This window comes from Streptomyces sp. NPDC004647 (assembly GCF_040609575.1).
Taxonomy (GTDB): Bacteria; Actinomycetota; Actinomycetes; order Streptomycetales; family Streptomycetaceae; genus Streptomyces.
The window spans coordinates 1-16,560 of the sequence record NZ_JBEXKU010000122.1; the positions used below are offsets into that span (position 1 = coordinate 1).

At 69.8% G+C, this 16,560-nt stretch carries 14 protein-coding genes and 1 pseudogene; 10 read left to right on the plus strand and 5 right to left on the minus strand.

Annotated elements, in window-relative coordinates; genetic code table 11:
* Positions 1–87: 87 nt before the first annotated feature.
* Positions 88–513 carry a hypothetical protein gene (locus ABZW18_RS31905; RefSeq protein ID WP_356194318.1) on the minus strand — a complete coding sequence of 142 codons (426 nt, stop codon included), beginning with the start codon at positions 511–513 and terminating at the stop codon, positions 88–90.
* Between the two features lie 708 nt (positions 514–1,221).
* On the opposite strand from ABZW18_RS31905, the gene ABZW18_RS31910 reads away from it, so the two are divergent.
* The 4 genes from ABZW18_RS31910 to ABZW18_RS31925 all read left to right on the plus strand — a co-directional run bounded on the left by ABZW18_RS31910 (position 1,222) and on the right by ABZW18_RS31925 (position 6,585).
* Positions 1,222–2,469: an extracellular solute-binding protein gene (locus ABZW18_RS31910; protein WP_356194320.1), complete on the plus strand. Its 1,248-nt coding sequence runs from the start codon at positions 1,222–1,224 to the stop codon at positions 2,467–2,469.
* A gap of 533 nt (positions 2,470–3,002) precedes the next feature.
* On the plus strand, positions 3,003–3,413 hold the full coding sequence (locus ABZW18_RS31915; RefSeq protein ID WP_356194323.1) for an SH3 domain-containing protein: 411 nt from the start codon (positions 3,003–3,005) through the stop codon (positions 3,411–3,413).
* Between the two features lie 215 nt (positions 3,414–3,628).
* Entirely contained in the window at positions 3,629–5,134 is a 1,506-nt protein-coding gene (locus ABZW18_RS31920) for an FtsW/RodA/SpoVE family cell cycle protein (RefSeq protein WP_356194326.1), read from the plus strand.
* Complete coding sequence (locus ABZW18_RS31925) at positions 5,131–6,585, plus strand: penicillin-binding transpeptidase domain-containing protein (RefSeq protein ID WP_356194328.1); 1,455 nt, start codon at positions 5,131–5,133, stop codon at positions 6,583–6,585. The genes ABZW18_RS31920 and ABZW18_RS31925 overlap by 4 nt, the downstream gene beginning before the upstream one ends.
* A gap of 141 nt (positions 6,586–6,726) precedes the next feature.
* Here the strand turns inward: ABZW18_RS31925 and ABZW18_RS31930 are convergent, their stop codons facing one another.
* The 3 genes from ABZW18_RS31930 to ABZW18_RS31940 all read right to left on the minus strand — a co-directional run bounded on the left by ABZW18_RS31930 (position 6,727) and on the right by ABZW18_RS31940 (position 9,568).
* Positions 6,727–7,173, minus strand: a complete 447-nt coding sequence (locus tag ABZW18_RS31930) for a roadblock/LC7 domain-containing protein (protein ID WP_356194330.1) — start codon at positions 7,171–7,173, stop codon at positions 6,727–6,729.
* A complete protein-coding gene (locus ABZW18_RS31935) occupies positions 7,170–9,203 on the minus strand; it encodes a nitrate- and nitrite sensing domain-containing protein (RefSeq protein WP_356194333.1) in 2,034 nt (677 codons plus the stop codon). The genes ABZW18_RS31930 and ABZW18_RS31935 overlap by 4 nt, the downstream gene beginning before the upstream one ends.
* A 68-nt stretch (positions 9,204–9,271) precedes the next feature.
* Positions 9,272–9,568, minus strand: coding sequence for a hypothetical protein (locus ABZW18_RS31940; protein WP_356194336.1), 297 nt, complete (start codon positions 9,566–9,568; stop codon positions 9,272–9,274).
* A gap of 99 nt (positions 9,569–9,667) precedes the next feature.
* Here ABZW18_RS31940 and ABZW18_RS31945 point away from each other — a divergent pair, with 99 nt between their 5' ends.
* Positions 9,668–10,255, plus strand: coding sequence for a hypothetical protein (locus ABZW18_RS31945; RefSeq protein WP_356194337.1), 588 nt, complete (start codon positions 9,668–9,670; stop codon positions 10,253–10,255).
* Positions 10,256–10,389: 134 nt separating this feature from the next.
* Here ABZW18_RS31945 and ABZW18_RS31950 read toward each other — a convergent pair whose 3' ends face one another.
* Positions 10,390–11,547 (minus strand): ferritin-like domain-containing protein, encoded by a 1,158-nt coding sequence (locus ABZW18_RS31950; RefSeq protein ID WP_356194340.1) that lies wholly within the window; start codon positions 11,545–11,547, stop codon positions 10,390–10,392.
* Positions 11,548–11,715: 168 nt separating this feature from the next.
* Here ABZW18_RS31950 and ABZW18_RS31955 point away from each other — a divergent pair, with 168 nt between their 5' ends.
* From ABZW18_RS31955 to ABZW18_RS31975, 5 genes and pseudogenes are all read left to right on the plus strand, one after another.
* On the plus strand, positions 11,716–12,645 hold the full coding sequence (locus ABZW18_RS31955) for a diiron oxygenase (RefSeq protein ID WP_356194342.1): 930 nt from the start codon (positions 11,716–11,718) through the stop codon (positions 12,643–12,645).
* A gap of 264 nt (positions 12,646–12,909) precedes the next feature.
* Positions 12,910–13,698 carry a TetR/AcrR family transcriptional regulator gene (locus tag ABZW18_RS31960; protein WP_356194349.1) on the plus strand — a complete coding sequence of 263 codons (789 nt, stop codon included), beginning with the start codon at positions 12,910–12,912 and terminating at the stop codon, positions 13,696–13,698.
* A gap of 14 nt (positions 13,699–13,712) precedes the next feature.
* Positions 13,713–13,979 (plus strand): hypothetical protein, encoded by a 267-nt coding sequence (locus tag ABZW18_RS31965; RefSeq protein ID WP_356194343.1) that lies wholly within the window; start codon positions 13,713–13,715, stop codon positions 13,977–13,979.
* A 377-nt stretch (positions 13,980–14,356) separates the two neighbouring features.
* A pseudogene (locus ABZW18_RS31970) lies at positions 14,357–15,379 on the plus strand (chitinase); the annotation flags it as partial.
* 128 nt (positions 15,380–15,507) lie between these two features.
* Positions 15,508–16,281 carry a hypothetical protein gene (locus ABZW18_RS31975; RefSeq protein ID WP_356194346.1) on the plus strand — a complete coding sequence of 258 codons (774 nt, stop codon included), beginning with the start codon at positions 15,508–15,510 and terminating at the stop codon, positions 16,279–16,281.
* The last annotated feature ends 279 nt before the right edge of the window (positions 16,282–16,560 follow it).

Below are 16,560 nucleotides of genomic sequence, written 5' to 3' on the forward strand. Positions count from 1 at the left end.
GCGTAGTCCGAAGTGCCCCGAGGGCCGCCTGGATATCCAGGCGGCCCTCGGGTTACCGCTGCACGCTGTTCAGATGGTGAATGCCGGTCAGATCTTGAATGCCGGAGTGCTGCCGCTCCCCTTGATCTGGACGGATATCCGGGTGCCATTGGGGAGCTTCACACCGTTGCTCGCCAGCTTCCACTCAATCCGGTTGGGGTAGCCGAAGTGGTCCGGTATCGAATCCCGCTTCGCCTTCTCCCATCCGCCCCAGGGCTTGGCCGTTTCGCCGGGCTTCTGGAGCATCTTACGCATGTAGTAAGGCCCGGCCTGGGGAGTCGTGTAAATACCCGCGACGGAATAGACCTTGTCGCTCGCCGTGTCCGCAGACAGCACAATGACGCGCGGCGTCGACGAGGAGTCGTCCAGGACGTGCTCCCTTTTCGCCGCGTTCGCCGACGTACCGGCGAACAGCGAAGCTGCTACGACGCCGCCCGCGACAAGGCCGGTGACGGTCTTTCGTGTGATGCTCAACTTCTTTTCCTGCCCCGTGAGTTGGTTGATCAACGAAGGCCTCAGCATAGCCACAGAACCATCGAACTCAAATTCGGAATTCGGCCATCCGCTATTCCGCGACAACTTCTCGCCGCCGTACTGCGCGAACTACCGGGCGGTGTGGAGAATCGGCGGGATGGCGGGCCCGGGCCAGGAGGAACCGGCCTTCCAGCGTCAGGCTTGCGCCACGAAGGGGTATCGGCCGCCGTCCTGGACTGATACCGGCACGAGTACACGACGACATCGGCCCCGGTACCGCCCGGGCGGGCGCTCGGCGGTCAGCTGTCCAGCCCTTCCTCCACCGGAGGCTTGGGAACCCCGCGGAGATGCCGGGACCGCCCCGGCCGTCAGTGCGCGCGGCCGCCCCACATCCGGCCGAGAAAACTGCAAAACACCGCGATACGGTCTTATTGCCGCCCTTTACGTATCGTTCCCACCGGTCCACTCTGAGCGACGACCCCGGCGACGCCGTGCTCGACTCCGCGCACATCCACGGGCAACCCTGATCAAGGCACATACGGCTGGTTCGATACCGAAGCGATACGCGCCGTGAGCTGGACCTCGCGGTGGGTTGCGAGAGAGACTCCACTCTCGTGCCGGATGGGGACGCCTCCGGCGCGGCGAGTGGCGATTTCTGAGCAAGAGGCGGTAATGGCAGTGCAGCGGCGGTACTTGGGCTTCATATCGATGAGTGTCGCGACTACCACCCTGGCGCTGACGCTGACGGCTTGTGGCGACGACGCGGCCCTCGACGGCAAGGGCGTCACTCTCAAGCTGGTCGCGGCCGATTACGGCGACCGGTCGGGCAACAGCTCGAAGCGGTACTGGGACCAGCTGGCCGGAGAGTTCGAGTTCAAGCACCCGGGCATCACGGTGGATGTCGACGTCTACAGCTGGAGCGAGGTCGACAAGAAAGTCGCCGATATGGTCAAGCGCGGCGATGCCCCTGATATCGCCCAGATCGGCGGGTACGCCGACTATGCAGCCAAGGGCAAGCTGTACAGCGCCGACCAGATGCTCTCCATCCCCACCCAGGCCTCGTTCATCCCCAGCCTCGCTGATGCGGGCAAGGTGCGCCGGGTCCAGTACGGCATACCTTTCGTCGCCAGCACTCGGGTGCTCTTCTACAACAAGAAGCTTCTGGCGAAGGCCGGCATACCGGACCCGCCGTCGACATGGAGCCAGCTGGCGACGGACGCCGCCGCACTGAAGAGCCTGGGCGTGAAGGTGCCGTACGCACTGCCACTCGGCCCGGAAGAGCCGCAGGCCGAGACGCTGAACTGGATGCTCAGCGGTGGCGGCGGCTACACCGACACCATCGGCAGCTACACCATCGACTCGCCGGAGAACGTCCGCACCTTCGAATGGCTGCGTGACGAATTGGTCGGCAAGGGACTGACGAATCCGGAACCGGACAAGACCAACCGGCAGGACGCGTTCGACGCTTTCACCCGCGGCGATGTCGCCATGCTCAACGGCCACCCGACACTGATGCAGCTGGCTCAGGAGAACGGCATCGATTTCGGTATAGCCCCGCTGCCCGGCAAGGACGGGCAGTCCGAGGCGACGACCGGCGTGGCCGACTGGATGATGGCATTCAAGAAGAACGGCCACCGCGAGGAGATCGGCCAATTCCTCGACTTCGCCTACAGCAAGAAGAACGTCCTCAAGTTCGCCGATCAGTACGACCTCCTTCCGGTGACCAACGACGCGTTCGACGCGATGCGCTCCGACGAGAACAACAAGGAAGTCTGGGAATTCCTGGACCAGTTGCAGGGAGCGGAGCTGTTTCCGGTCGGCAAGAAGTCATGGGGCTCTACGGTCGCCGAGCTCAAGCCGGCCATCGGCAGCACCGTGAAGAAGGACGGCGACCCGGGAAGCGTTCTGGGCAGGCTGCAGCGCGAGGCCGAAGCCATCGAGAACTCGGCCGACTAACGGAAAGTCAGCGCACCGCAGACCGGCCGACCTTCGGACCCACGGACCGCAGAGCAGCGGGGCGGCCGGGTCGCTGCGTCACCGGGTCGCCGGGATCACGCATCGCCGGGGTCACAGGACCGAATATCCGGACCAGCAGATCACCGGAACAGCGGACGGATAAGCGGCCGAGCACACGCCCACCGGTTCACTTCACCCCACGGCTCCCCGCTGAGCCATCCGGGGGACAGAACCTCCACGGACAGCGCCTGCACGCACGGCTTCTGATAGTGCGCCATGCAATTCGCGCCGCACGGTGACTCCGCCGCCCGCGACATCTTCAATAACACAGAGTGGCGAGTTGCACGCAATGAGCAACCTTTCTAGCATGATTTGTGCGGGTTGGTCCGATTTGTGTCACGACCATCATCCAGCTCGCCGTCAGGTAGGCCGGGGTGTCGCCCCTTCAGGGCACAACCCCGGCCGCTGTCGCTCCGGCACCTGGTGTTCACATGTCCCGTAGCGGGATTGACCTCCGCAGGAGGAAAGAACAGATGCTTCAGTCGAAGCTCAGCAAGCTCGCGGTCTTCGCCGCCACCGGCGTCCTCGCCACCATCACCGCGATCAGCCCGGCCGTGGCGGCGCCCGCCGACGGCTATGGCAAGGGCAAGGGCAAGGGCCACCACGCGTCCTCCCACGGCTATGGCAAGGGCAAGGGCCACTGGCGCGCCCCCTACAAGGGGCGTGTGATCGCCAGGACCGGTCTGCTGCTGCGGGACGGCCCCAGCCGCAAGGCCAAGGTCGTCGGTGGCGTCCCGTACGGCACGGTCGTTGGCATCAAGTGCAAGGTCAGAAGCCAGGTGGTGAACGGCAACCCGCGCTGGTACCTCCTCGCTGACGGCAAGTGGGCCTGGGCGTCCGCCCGCTACATCCGGAACATCGGTCCTGCCCCGGCCTGGTGCTGATCCACCACCGGGACATCTGGCCGTGGCCCTCGAGCGCACCGCGCTCGGGGGCCACGGCCATGCGCCGGACCCGCCCCCGGACGACCCCGGGCGGCGAGAGTCCGTCACCCGGCCCGCTCCCGAGCACCCGCCGGGACAGGCCCGGTGACGGACTCTCCGGCCACCCGGCACCGACATAACGCATATAAACCCCACCGCTTGCTACGTTGCCTCGCATGAGCGCAACGACGGCGGACGCGCCACCTCCGGCGCTACGGCTCCCCAGACGCAGAGGTGTCGAACTGGCGCTGCTCGTCGGAGCCGTACTCATCTCCGTCTTCGGCTATATCGAGGTCGGACTCGCCGAGGACGGGGCCGTACCGCGCGGCGCGGCCGGCTACGGCGCGGGGCTGGGCGTCCTCGCCCTCCTCGCCCATCTCGCCGTCCGGTTCCGCGCCCCGTATGCGGACCCCCTGCTGCTCCCCATCGCCGTGCTGCTCAACGGCCTCGGCCTCGTCCTCATCTACCGCCTCGACCTGGAGACCCCCGACAACGAGGCCGCCCCCACCCAGCTGGTGTGGTCGACCCTCGGCGTCGCCTTCTTCATCGCGGTCGTCGTGTTGCTGGTCGACCACCGGGTCCTCCAGCGCTACGCGTACGTGTGCGTGGCCGCCGCGCTCCTCCTTCTGATCGTGCCGATCTTCTTCCCCGCCATCAACGGCGCCAAGATCTGGATCCGGGTCGGGGGCCTCTCCTTCCAGCCCGGGGAGTTCGCCAAGATCCTGCTCGCCGTCTTCTTCGCCGCCTATCTCGCCGCGAACCGGAACGCCCTCGCCTATACCGGCCGGCGCATCTGGAAACTTCAGTTCCCCACCGGCCGTGTGCTGGGCCCGATCGCCGCCATCTGGCTCGCCAGCGTCCTCGTCCTCGTCCTGGAACGCGACTTGGGCACCTCGCTGCTCTTCTTCGGCCTTTTCGTGATCATGCTCTATGTGGCCACCGGCCGGACCGGCTGGATCGCGGTGGGCCTGCTGCTCGCCGCGGTGGGCGCCGTCGCTGTCGGCTCCCTCGAACCACATGTCCACAGCCGGGTCGAGACCTGGCTCCATCCGTTCGCCAGCATCGAGGCAGGACAGGGGCCCGGACAGCTCGCCCAGTCGCTGTTCGCCTTCGCCGCGGGCGGCATGCTCGGCGAGGGCCTCGGCCAAGGGCACTCCATCCTCATCGGCTTCGCCGCCAAGTCCGACTTCATCCTCGCCACGGCCGGCGAGGAACTGGGACTGTGGGGGCTCTCCGCGATCTTCCTGGTGTACGCACTGCTGGTGGCCCGCGGCTACCGGGCGGGCCTGGCGATCCGCGACACCTTCGGCAGGCTGCTCGCCATCGGCCTCGCCTCGATCGTCGCGCTCCAGGTCTTTGTGATCGCGGGCGGGGTGACGGGCCTGATCCCGCTCACCGGCATGCCGATGCCGTTCCTCGCCCAGGGCGGCTCGTCGGTCGTCACCAACTGGATCATCGTCGCGCTGCTCATCCTGCTCAGCGACTCCGCTCGCCGGCCGCGACCGACCGCTGCCGAGACGGGCGTCATCGCGTCGGTCGCCGACCCGGGGGCCAATGCCGGTGCCGACGCGGGGGCCAATGCCGGTGCCGACGCGGGTGCGGGTTCCGGTGCCGATCCGGGTTCTGCCCCGGGTGCGGGCCCGCCCGCCGGCCGGGACACGGACGGGGAGGACCGGGAGTGATCCGCTACATCCGGCGCGCGGCCGCGCTCTGCCTGCTCCTGCTGCTGGCGCTGCTGCTCAACGTCTCCCGTATCCAGGTCCTCGAGGCTGACGACTACGACCACGACCCGGCCAACCGCCGCCTGACGATCGCGCGTTACGACCAGCCGCGCGGCAACATCTTCGTCAGCGGCAAGCCCGTCACCGGGTCCGAGGACACCGGGGAGGCGCTGCGCTACGAGCGCACGTACCGGAACGGCCCGCTGTACGCGCCGGTCACCGGCTACGCCTCGCAGACGTATGGCACCTCGCTCATCGAGAACGCCGAGGACGACGTCCTCAGCGGCACCGACTCGCGGCTCGCCCAGGTGCCGCTGTGGAACGAACTCACCCGCGAGCAGCACCCCGGCGGCAGGGTGTACACCACCATCAGGGCCGCCGTGCAGAAGGCCGCCTTCAACGGCCTCGGCGGGAAACGGGGCGCGGTCGCCGCGATCCAGCCCGCCACCGGCAAGATCCTGGCACTCGCCAGCACCCCCTCGTACGACCCCGGCGTGCTGTCCGGCACCGGGTCCTCCGTCACCAACGCCTGGGCCGACCTGAACGGGCGTTCGAGTATGCCGATGCTCAACCGCGCACTGCGCCAGACGTATCCGCCCGGCTCGACCTTCAAGGTGGTGACGGCGGCGGCGACGCTCGACTCGGGCGTCGTGAACGGCATCCGCTCGAGGACCGGGGCCCCGGACCCGTACACCCTGCCGAACACCAGGACCCGGCTCACCAACGAGGCGGGCGGCTGCCAGGACGCGACCCTGCTGCACGCGTTCGAGGTGTCCTGCAACACCGTCTTCGCTCACCTCGGGGTGGACGTGGGCCTGCGCGGGATGGCCGAGGCGGCGGAGAAGTTCGGTTTCAACGACAGCGGTCTGCGGGTCCCGGCCCGGGTGGCCAGGAGCAACTTCGACACCTCGATGGACAAGGCGCAGGTCGCGCTCTCCTCCATCGGCCAGTACGACACCAGGGCGACCCCGCTGGAGATGGCCATGGTCGCGGCGGCGGTCGCGAACGGCGGCGACCTCAAGAAGCCCTACCTGGTGCACAAGGTGACGACATCGGACGGCCGTACGGTGGCGGTGAACCGGCCGCGGTCCCACCGGCAGGCGATGAGCCCGGGAACGGCGATGCAGCTCAAGGAGCTGATGGTCTCCGCCGTCGCCCACGGCACCGGGACCAACGCCGCGATCGACGGCGTGGAGGTCGGCGGGAAGACGGGCACGGCGCAGCACGGAACGGATAACTCCGGCATTCCGTATGCCTGGTTCATCTCTTGGGCACAGGCCGAGGACGCGCGCGAACCGGCGATCGCGGTGGCGGTGGTCGTCGAGGACGCGGAGGCGAACCGCGCCGACATCAGCGGGGGCGGCAGCGCGGCGCCGATCGCCCGTGAGGTCATGCAGGCGGCCCTGCGCTGAGCCGTTCCGAGCACGGCGACCTGCTGGGCACAGCGACCTGAGCGCACGGCGTCCGGGCGCACGGCGTCCTGCTGGGCAGCGCACGACGTGAGCGCAGGCTGTTGCGCACAGGGCGTTGAGCGCAGCGCCCTGAGCACGGCCCTATCGAGGGGCGGCCACCTGGAGTTCGGCGACCAGCTGGGGAGTGAGCAGGCCGCCGACGCGGTCGGACAGGACCCCCATCTCGTAGCCGATCATGCCGATGTCACTGCCCTCCGCGGCCAGCACGCCCAGGCAGCTTCCGTCCCGGACCGTGGTGACCAGCAGAAAACCGCCGTACATCTCGACCATCACCAGCTTGACGCCCCCGCCGCCGTGCCGGCCGTGCGCCCGGGCCGCGCCCAGGGCGAGGCTGGTGATACCGGAGACGACGGCGGCGAGGTGGTCGGCGCGGTCACGGCCCAGGGAGTCGGAGGCGGCCATCAGCAGCCCGTCGGACGAGACGGAGACCGCGTCGACGACGCCGTGGACCGTACGGACGAACTCGCCGATGAGCCAGTTGAAGTTCTGCGCCTCGCCGGTGGGCGGAGCGCCGGTGGTGATCGTCATGCGCTGTCCTTTCCGGCTGCCCCGCGGGCGACACCCTCGCGGAAGCCGTTGAGCAGGGACCTGACCTGGTCGGGGCCCGGTGGGTGGTGGGCGTGGGCGGGTACGGCGACCAGCGCGGGTGGCAGGGCCACGTACGCGGTGATGCCGGAGCCCTCGGTCTCTCGGAGCTCGACCTGCGCGCCGAGTCGGGCGGCGAGCCTGCCGACGACGTAGTGGCCGAGGAAGCGGGTGGGAGCGACGAGAACGCTCTCCCGGCCCGCGATACGGGCGTTGGAACGGGCGAGTTCATCGGCGGTCATACCGACACCACGGTCGACGACGGCGAAGCAGTATTCCTCGCCGTCGACCCAGCCGTACACCTCGACGGGGAGCTGCGGCGGCGAGAAGACCAGGGCGTTCTCGATCAACTCGGCGAGCAGATGCGACAGTTCGGCGACGGCGTGGCCGCGGATGCGGCACGGTTCGACATCGGTGGCCGCCACCCTCCGGTACTGCTCGACTTCCGCGACCGCCGACTGGACCACCTCGAGCGCGCCGGCCGTACCCGCCCAGACGCGCGGCGGCGCGTGCTCCCCCACCAGCACGAGAAGCGATTCCGCGTTGCGGCGCATCCGGGTGGCGAGATGGTCGAGCTCGAACAGCTCGGCCAGCGCGTCCGGGTCGACCTCCTGGCTCTCCAGCGCGGTGATCAGACCGAGCTGGCGGCGGAGCAGGTTCTGGTTGCGGCGGCCGAGGTTGGCGAGCGACTCGGAGCTGTTGCGGCGGAGTACGGCCTGCTCGGCGGCGAGGCCTACAGCGGTCCGTTCCACATTGCGGAGCGCCGTGGCGAGCTGGGCGATCTCCTCCGCGCTGTCGTGCACGGCGGGCTCCTGCGATACGGGCGCGAGTTCCCCGGCGGTCTCCGGGTCGGCCTCCTGGATGCGGAGGACCGCCTCGGGCAGCCGGCTGCCCGCCACCTCGTCCGCCTCCCTTGCCAGCGCGCCGAGCGGTCGCGTGATGGAGCGGGCCGCGAGCACGGCGAGGGCGGTGGCGACGGCGACGATCAGCACGCCGAGGCCGAGGAAGCCCACGAGCTGGTCGGTCGCGTCATCGCTGAGCTGCCCGGCCCGAGCCCTCACGTCCGTGCCGACACCCTTCTGGACGGCGTAGAGGTCGTCGACGAGAACGGTCATCGACCGCCACCACTCATCCGGGTCGGCCCTGAGCCGGGATCCGTCCGCTCCGCCGGCCGCGCGCTTCTCCAGTTCGGTGGCCCTTTCGGCGTCGTCGGTCGTCAGCGCCCGGGCCAGTGCCTTTTGCTGGGCCGGGGACGCCGACTGCCCGTACTGCCGGAGGGCGGCGACGCGGGCGGCCCGCACCTCCGTGAAGTCCAGATATTCGGTGCCCCGGAAGCGCCCGGCCGCGAAGACCCCGTTGAGCGAACCGCGCTCCAGCGCCACGGACTCGGATCCGTCGGCGAGCGCCTGGAGCGTGTCCATTCCGTCCGCCAGCCTCCGGTCGCCGCGGGCGGCGGTGTCGCCGTCGGCCGATTTCGCCTTGATCAACGCGGTGATGACGGAGGTGTAGAAGTCCAAGGTCCGGCCGCGGGGTGCGGTTCCGCCGTCGACCTCGGTCCGTACGGCGGCCAGCCCTGCGAGGCGGGTACGGGCTCCCTCGACCGCCGACGCGGTGTCGGCGTGGCCTTCGGCGAGGAGCGCGGCGAGGTCGGTGCGGGCCTGGTCGGAGCGCTCGCGCTGCTCCGTCACATCGTCCCGGTACTGGCGGGCACCACCCAACAGGCCATTGGTGAGGCCGCGTTCGCGCTGAAGCTCGTGCACGAGCGCCTGCACCTGGAGTACGAGGTCCACCTGCCCCCGGGTCTCGCGCGCGGCGGCCCAGTCGGCGCCGCGGTCGGCGACTGCGAGCCCGGTGAGCACCAGCAGCAGGCAGGTCGGTACGGCCAGCACGACGGCGACCCGCCCGCGGATGGTGTTCCAGCCGGGCAGTGAAAGCGCGAAGCGGCCGGTCGTCCGCTTGGTTTTCCCCGTCACGCGAACGACGTTAGGGCGCGGCCGTCAGCGCGCCATTTCCCCTCCGTAAGAAGCGAGTTGCACTCCGCTCACCGAGGGACCGGCGACGGGTGCGAGGTCTTGTACGGTAATCGCCGAACCATACTGCGCGCCTGCACTCCACCGACCAGGGAGACAGCACTGCCATGACCACACCCCAGCAGCCTCCGGGCCCCGGATTCGGCGCGCCGCAGTACGGACAGCCCCAGTACGGTCAGCCGCCGTACGGTCAGCCGCAGCAGCCCCAGCCGCCGCAGGGGTACGGGTACGGCGGGCCGCAGCCACAGCAGCCGCAGATACCCCAGCAGATGCCCTATCCGCCACACGCGCCCTACGCACAGGGCCATCCAGGTCAGCCGGGTCAGCCGGGCGGGTGGGGGCAGCCGCCCATGATGCCTCCCCCGCGGCAGCCGAACCCCGGGAAAATCGTCGGGATCGTCCTGAGCGTGTTGGTCGGCCTCTTCATCGTCGGCGGCGGCGTCAATAGGGCGCTGACCGGCGGGGGGTCATCGTCGGCGACGAACTCGGCGCCCGAGTACAAGCTCACCGTGCCGAAGACCGTTGCCGACGGGAAGTACAGGCTGGAGCAGGATCTGAGCAGCACGATGGACAAGGCCATGGACGGCCGGCAGAACGGCGCGAACGAGCACGACATGAAGTCCTCGGCAGGCCGGTACGCCGCGGGCGCGGACACACTCGTGGTCATGGGCATGTACGGCAGGATCGACGACCCGGAGACGGCCAGGGACAGCCTCCTCCGCGGCACCGCGCGGAGCGAGGGGGGCGAAGTCACCGTCGAGCCACGGGAGATCACCCCGACCGGCTCGGACGAGTCGCTGAAGTGTCAGGTGATGATCCTGGACGAGGGCGATGGCAACGCGCCGATGTGTGTCTGGGCCGACTCCGGAACGGTCTCGGCCGTGGTGGAGAACAGTGCCGAGAACGCGGCCGAATCGCCGGGCTCCATCGACCTCGAAGCGTTCGCGCAGAAGGTCGACGGCATACGCGACGAGGTCCGCGCGCCGCTCGGCTAGAACGGGCGCGCGCCTTCCGGTTCCCCTGTTTGCGGGAAGGAGCACCGTCGCATGTCGTGAGGCGGGCGGCAGGGCGCGGGCGGCGCCGCAGCTCAGGCCTCGCAGCTCAGGCCTCGCAGCTCAGGCCTCGCGGCTCAGGCCTCGGTCGCCGCGCCCGCCATGATCGCCTCCGTCACCTCCGCCGTCCGCGCTGCCTCCTCCTCCGCGAAGCGCTCCGCGTCCAGCTTTTCGGCCAGCTCCTCGTCCTGCGCCATCAGCAGATCGAGGTTGGAGTCACCGAGATCGAAGACGCCCATGTCGACGTACGCCTGCTGAAGTCGCTCGCCCCACAGCCCGATGTCCTTCACGCACGGCACGATCCGGCTGAACAGCAGCTTTCGGAAGAGGTGCAGGAACTCGGACTGCTCGGTGTACTCGACGGCCTCCTGCGGCGGGATGCCGAAGTTCTCCAGGACCTCGGTGCCGCGGAGCCGGTCGCGCATCAGGTAGCAGCCCTCGATCACGAACTCCTCGCGTTCGCGGAGCTCGGCGTCGCTGAGCTGCTTGTAGTAGTCGCGCAGCGCCATCCGTCCGAAGGCGACGTGCCGGGCCTCGTCCTGCATGACGTACGCGAGGATCTGCTGGGGCAGCGGCTTGGTGGTGGTGTCACGGATCATGCCGAAGGCCGCCAGCGCCAGGCCCTCGATGAGCACCTGCATGCCCAGGTACGGCATGTCCCAGCGGGAGTCGCGGAGCGTGTCACCGAGCAGGGCCTGGAGGTTGTCGTTGATCGGGTAGAGCATCCCGATCTTCTCGTCCAGGAAGCGGCCGTAGATCTCCGCGTGCCGCGCCTCGTCCATGGTCTGGGTCGCGGAGTAGAACTTCGCGTCCAGGTCGGGGGCCGACTCGACGATGCGGGCCGCGCACACCATCGCGCCCTGCTCGCCGTGCAGGAACTGGCTGAACTGCCAGGAGGCGTAGTGCCGCCGCAGCTCCGCCTTGTCCTGCTCGGTCATCCTGTCCCAGTGCCGGGTGCCGTACAGCGCCAGCGACTCATCGGGGGTGCCGAGCGGGTCGTACGGGTCCACCTCCAGGTCCCAGTCGATCCGCTTGGCGCCGTCCCACTGCTTGTCCTTGCCCTTCTGGTAGAGGGACAGCAGCCGGTCGCGGCCGGAGCCGTCCTCCTGACCCGGGTACATGGCTTCCCAGCTGAAGCGGGCCGCGCCGGAGGCCGGCACCTGCCACTCCCGCCGGCCCTGCACCTGACCCTGTCCCTGGCCCGGATCGTGCGCGTAGAGCTCGTGCGTCGTCATCGACGCCTCCTTCGCCTGAAACTCCCGTACGGGGGGCGGATAGTTGGCAGGCTCACACGTCTGTTACCGCACGGTCAACAAGTTGCGCACAGGGGATTGACGAGCTTGCTGACAAGCAGTCTCATAAATTCGAACCGCGGGTAACCGACAAGCGAGGTGCTCTCAGCGATGACGACCGTGCCCGACAACGCCGAACTCCGGGACGCCCTCGGGCAGCTCCGGGAACGAGAGCAGGTCGCCGAGCGGCTGCTCGAATCCTCGGCGAAGCACTCCTTCGACCCGGACACCGAACTCGACTGGGAGGCCCCGTTCGAGGAGGGCAAATGGCACTGGCCGCCGGAGCTCGTCTCGCTCTACGGCACCCCGCTGTGGCGGAGGATGTCGGAGGAGCAGCGCATCGAACTGTCCCGGCACGAGGCCGCGTCGCTCGCCTCCCTCGGCATCTGGTTCGAGATCATCCTGATGCAGCTGCTCGTTCGGCACATCTACGACAAACCGGCGACCAGCGCCCATGTCCGCTACGCCCTCACCGAGATCGCGGACGAGTGCCGGCACTCCAAGATGTTCGCCCGAATGATCCAGAAGAGCGGCACGCGCGCGTACCCGGTCACGCGGCTGCACCACAACCTCGCCCGCGTCCTCAAGACCATCTCGACGACGCCCGGTTCGTTCGCCTGCACGCTGCTCGGTGAGGAGATCCTCGACCACATGCAGCGGCTGACGTTCCCGGACGAGCGGGTGCAGTCACTCGTCCGCGGCGTCACCCGTATCCATGTGGTGGAGGAGGCCCGGCACGTGCGGTACGCGCGTGAGGAGCTGCGCCGCCAGATGGTCTCCTGCCCGCGCTGGGAGGCCGAACTGACGCGCGTCAGCTCCGGCCACGCGGCCCGCGTCTTCTCCATCGCCTTCATCAACCCGCAGGTGTACACGGACGTCGGCCTCGACCGGCGCGAGGCCCTGGCGCAGGTGAAGGCGAGCAGGCACCGGCGCGAGGTGATGCAGACCGGGGCCAAGCGGCTGACGGACTTCCTCGACGAGATCGGCCTGATGCAGGGCGTGGGCCGCAGGCTGTGGCGCAGCTCCGGTCTGCTGGCGTGACGGGGCGGGTCCACCAGCGGGCGCGGTGCGGCCCGCCCCGCCCGAGGGCCCGTACGAGGGCCGAGGGTGAGGCCGTCGCCGCCATCAGAGGCGCACACTCACCCGGGCCTGCCCCACCGTGAGGGGACGGCTACGCTGCCGGACATGACAGGCCGCTACGCACCCGAGGACACGTCCGGCAGAAACGGCCGAGCCCAGGAGGGCGGAACCTCCCCGTCGGCACGGCACCACCACCGCGGCGAAGGAGACGTGGCGTACCGCCGGATGTCCGTAGAGCAGCGCAGGGCCCAGCTGCTCGCCGCCGCGCTGGGGCTGTTCGCCCATCGTGCCCCGGAGGACGTCTCGTTGGACGACGTCGCCCACGCGGCCGAGGTCTCCCGCCCGCTCGTCTACCGCTACTTCCCCGGCGGCAAGCAGCAGCTGTACGAGGCCGCGCTGCGCAGCGCGGCCGACGAACTGGAGCAGTGCTTCGCGGAGCCGCAGACCGGCCCCCTCACCCGCCGCCTGTGCCGCGCGCTGGACCGCTATCTGGCCTTCGTCGACGAGCACGACGCGGGCTTCACCGCGCTGCTCCAGGGCGGCAGCGTCGCCGAGACATCCCGGACCAACGCGATCGTGGACGGGGTCCGGCGGGCCGCCGCCGAGCAGATCCTGGTGCATATGGAGGTACCGGAGCCGGGCCCGCGGCTGCGGATGATGGTGCGCACCTGGATCACGGTGGTCGAGGCGGCGTCGCTGATCTGGCTGGACGAGGACAAGCAGCCCCCGGTCGGCGAGCTGCGCGACTGGCTGGTCGACAACTTCATCGCCCTGCTGACCGCCTGCGCGGCCACTGACCCGCAGAGCGCGCAGGTGACGGCCGCGGCGCTGGCGCTGGAGCCGGCGGAGGGGCCCGTCGGCGTTCTGGCCCGGCGGGTCCTGCCCGTGGTGAGCGGCGCATCGCACCTCCTGGACGGCGGTGCTCCAAAGGACGGCGGCGCTCCGGAAGGCGGCGGTGCTCCGGAGGACGGCCCGCCCCCGCCCGCCGACACGGGGACCCCCGGTAGCGGCTGAGCGAGAATGGTGCGGTGAGAAGCGAGGAGACGCCCTTCGTGGGCGGGCCGCTGGACGGGCGGGTGCTGCCGGTGCTGCTGGGGGCGACGGGCCACCCGCCCAAGGTCTACGAGGTGCCGGTGCCCGATCCGGACGGCGGTGACCCGACGGTGCACATCTACCGGCGGGTGCCCGCCGGTTACTCGAAGCGGCTGGGGCTGCAGCGCGGCTGGAAGTACGAGTACGACCCGGAGGGGCGGTCCTCCCGCGGCCTCAAGTGGCCTTGGTCGAAGCCGGGCTGACGCCACAGAGGCACCCCCCGGAGTTTGGTACGGACCATTGACGCATTGGTCTAGTCCTGCTTGGCTGCGTGCTGCCGCCACTCGACGGCTCGACGCTCGGCAGTTCGAAGCCCCCACGGCTCGCCGGCTCGGAGTCCGGACTGGCTCAACGGCTCGGAGCACGGAGCGGCTCGACGGCTCGACGCTCGATGGCTCGACAAGGAGCAGCCCCCATGCGCCTCCGTAAGAGAACCCTGACCGCCACCCTCGCCGCGCTCACCGCACTCGGCCTCGTCTCCCCCACGGCCGACGCCGGCGTTGGCACCGGCTCCCGCTCCGGCACCGGCACCGGCGCCAGCCCCGGCGCCCGCGCGGGCTCCGCCCCCGAACGTGCCGCCCTGCCCCAACACGCGCTCGTCGGCTATCTGCACGCGAGCTTCGCCAACGGCTCCGGCTACACCCGGCTGGCCGACGTCCCCGACAGCTGGGACATCATCGACCTCGCCTTCGGTGAGCCCACCTCCACCACCTCCGGGGACATCCGCTTCAGCCGCTGCCCCGCCGCCGAGTGTCCGAACGTCGAGAGTGAGGCGGAGTTCCAGGCCGCTGTCAAGGCCAAGCAGGCCGCCGGCAAGAAGGTCCTGATCTCCATCGGCGGGCAGAACGGGCAGGTGCAGCTGACCACGGCCGCCGCCCGCGACAAGTTCGTCGAATCGGTGGGCGCGATCATCGACCGGTACGGCCTGGACGGGCTGGACATCGACTTCGAGGGCCACTCCCTCTCCCTCGACGCGGGCGACACGGACTTCAAGAACCCGAAGTCCCCGGTCGTGGTGAATCTGATCTCCGCGGTGAAGTCGCTGAAAGCGAAGTACGGAGCCGGGTTCACCCTGACCATGGCCCCGGAGACGTTCTTCGTCCAGCTCGGCTACCAGTTCTACGGCTCCGGGCCGTGGGGCGGGCAGGACCCGCGCGCCGGGGCGTATCTGCCGGTCATCCACGCCCTGCGGGACGACCTCACCGTGCTGCACGTCCAGGACTACAACTCCGGCCCGATCATGGGACTCGACGGCCGGTACCACACCATGGGCGGCGCCGACTTCCACATCGCCATGACGGACATGCTGCTCACCGGCTTCCCCGTCGCGGGCAACAAGAACAACGTCTTCCCGGCACTGCCCGCCTCGAAGGTCGCCATCGGCATGCCCGCCGCCCCGTACGCGGGGAACGGCCACACCCCGCCCGCCGAGGTCGACAAGGCGCTCGACTGCCTGACGAAGGGCACGAACTGCGGCGGCTACGCGACGCACGGCACCTGGCCCGCGATGCGGGGCCTGATGACCTGGTCGATCAACTGGGACAACTACAACGGACGGGAGTTCTCGAAGAACTTCGACGCCTATTACGGAGGCCGCCCGTAGCACTCCGCCCGGCACCGTACGAGTGAATTCGTTGGTCGGAATCGCTCAATGCGATGTGCGGACAATAGGAACACCTCCGATGGTTCGTCATGAATCGATGACGCCCCTGAACAACCGGAGGTGAGACCGTGTCAGAACGGTTCGTACGGTCGGTCCGCGCGGCGGTGGTGGCCGCCGGCACCGCGCTGGCGGTGGCCGCCCCACCACCGCAGGCCGTCGCGGTCGACCCCGCCGACCGCCCGATCAGCGAGCTGCTGACGGAGCTTCGCACCCTGTACCGGGAGGCCGAGGAGGCAGGCGAGGCGTACAACTCCACCGCGCAGCAGCTCAAGGTAGAGGAGTCGAAGGCCCATCGGCTGGGCGGCGAGCTGGTGACGGCCCGTACGCTGCTCGCCGACGCGCGGAACGACGCCGGGCGGCTCGCCCGGGACCAGTACCAGGGGTCCGCGGGCACCCTCTCCCCCTATCTGCGGCTGCTGCTCAGCCGTCGGCTGCAGAGCGCGCTCGACGAAGGCCACATGATCCAGCAGGCGGCGGGTCGGCGGATGGCGGTCGTGATCCGGCTGACCCGGAACGAGCAGCGGCTCGACGGCCTGGCGGGCGAGGCCCGTGAAGTGCTCGACCGGCGCCAGACGCTCACGGAGCGGAAGATGCGGCAGCGGGACGCGGCGCAGGGAGAGCTGGACGAGGTGGAACGCTTGCTCGCCTCCCTGTCGCAGGAGCAGCTGACGGCGCTGGACCGGCTGGAGCGGAGCGGGGGCGACGACGGGCAGCAGGGCGCCCTCCCGGACGACTCCGGGGCTTCGGGCGTCCCCGGCGTCCCGGCGCTGCCCGACCTGCTGGAGGACGCGGCGGGCGACCTCGGCACGGGCCCCGGCTCGGCCGAGAACCCGGCGACGTAGCGGCGGTTACGGCGTCTGCCGCACCCGCCCGCGCCCACCCGCACCCACCGGGCCCGCCCGCGTAGCCGAATCCGGACGCGCCGGGCCTCCCGCAGGCGAGCCCCGCAGGATGGCGCTCGGCCGCCACGCGCACGTACACCCGCCGCAAGCGGCGACGGTCCGGCTCCCCGAGGAGCCGGACCGTTCTCTCCTGCGCGCATAGCGCGAATCAGCGCCATCATGCTGCCAACAGGCGCGGCCGTGGTAGATGGCTCGGTCATCGGTTCCCCACCCTCGGAG

Excerpts from the sequence above, each read along its gene's own strand:
- ABZW18_RS31910 (WP_356194320.1), top strand. The coding sequence starts at position 1,222 with ATGAGTGTCGCGACTACCACCCTGGCGCTGACGCTGACGGCTTGTGGC.
- ABZW18_RS31915 (WP_356194323.1), top strand. The coding sequence starts at position 3,003 with ATGCTTCAGTCGAAGCTCAGCAAGCTCGCGGTCTTCGCCGCCACCGGC.
- ABZW18_RS31920 (WP_356194326.1), top strand. The coding sequence starts at position 3,629 with ATGAGCGCAACGACGGCGGACGCGCCACCTCCGGCGCTACGGCTCCCC.
- ABZW18_RS31930 (WP_356194330.1), bottom strand. The coding sequence starts at position 7,173 with ATGACGATCACCACCGGCGCTCCGCCCACCGGCGAGGCGCAGAACTTC.
- ABZW18_RS31940 (WP_356194336.1), bottom strand. The coding sequence starts at position 9,568 with ATGGCCCTGTGCGTAGGGCGCGTGTGGCGGATAGGGCATCTGCTGGGG.
- ABZW18_RS31950 (WP_356194340.1), bottom strand. The coding sequence starts at position 11,547 with ATGACGACGCACGAGCTCTACGCGCACGATCCGGGCCAGGGACAGGGT.
- ABZW18_RS31955 (WP_356194342.1), top strand. The coding sequence starts at position 11,716 with ATGACGACCGTGCCCGACAACGCCGAACTCCGGGACGCCCTCGGGCAG.
- ABZW18_RS31960 (WP_356194349.1), top strand. The coding sequence starts at position 12,910 with ATGTCCGTAGAGCAGCGCAGGGCCCAGCTGCTCGCCGCCGCGCTGGGG.